1 protein-coding gene is annotated in these 1,190 nt (G+C 39.0%); it reads left to right on the forward strand.

What is annotated here, in order from left to right:
• Nucleotides 1–129: 129 nt before the first annotated feature.
• The coding region (locus AC1DPQ_RS28275) for an ATP-binding response regulator (RefSeq protein ID WP_477611648.1) at nt 130–1,190 on the forward strand (1,061 nt) is incomplete at its 3' end.

The raw sequence follows: 1,190 nt of genomic DNA on the forward strand, positions 1-1,190 counted from the left end.
CCACTTACCCTAATTCTTGGCCCGTTAGAAAATCTTTCTAAGCAATATCAAACCGATACCGAGCTAAATCGGCAGATTATTCCTATAAAAAATAATGCAAATAGGCTAATGCGGCTTATTACCGAATTAATGGATTTTAGAAAAGCTGAAACCGGGCACCTTACCCTACATGTTACAGAAGATAATATTGTCGATTTTATTAACGAAATTTTCATCTCCTTCTCTCATCTCGCCCAAACAAATGATATACAGTACGAGTTTGTACACGAGCAGGAAAACATCAGTCTGTTTTTTGATAAACGGCAGCTCGAAAAAGTATTGTTTAACCTGTTATCTAATGCCTTTAAATTCTGCAATAAAGGTGGCAAAATATCTGTTTCTCTATTGGAAATGGAGAATGAAGTAGCGATTAGCATTTCAGATAATGGGTTGGGCATACCTGCAGAAAGCTTAAAGAATCTTTTTAGCGATTATTTCCAGGTAGATGAGCAACATTCAAATCAAATCGGTTCGGGAATAGGTTTGRCACTTTCTAAAGCAATTGTAGAGGAACACAAAGGGCATATTGCCGTAGAAAGCACACCTGCTGAAAATGGCGAGCGTGGTTTCACCAACTTTACCGTAAGATTAAAGAAAGGGAAATCACATTTTAAAACGGCTCTTTTTGATGGTGTAAAAGATTATTCAAGCCTTCCTGATATCTATACGCAACAAGCAGAACAAGCGGTAGCAATTTTAAAATCCGAAAAAGAAACTGATATTTCAACCGAAACCATATTGGTGGTGGAAGACAATAGCGAAATCAGACTACTAATTACATCACTGGTTGGCAAACATTACCAGATAGCGGAAAGTGAAAATGGATTAATGGGTTGGGAAACAGCAGTAGAAACGCTGCCCGATCTGATTATCTGCGACATTATGATGCCGATAATGGATGGTATAGTGCTTTGCCGCAGACTTAAGGAAGATGAACGGACCAGCCACATACCTGTTATTATCCTTACAGCCCGTTCTTCTCATATCCACCAGGTTAGCGGCTTGGAAACAGGAGCCGATGCTTATATCACCAAACCTTTTAGTCCTGAATTGCTTTTACTGAATGTTCGCAATCTACTGATGTCGAGACAGACAATGCGTCAAAAATTCCTGAAACACATCCATTTACAGCCGAAAGAGCTCACCATAAA

The organism is Pedobacter sp. 01T416_2, from assembly GCF_056398925.1.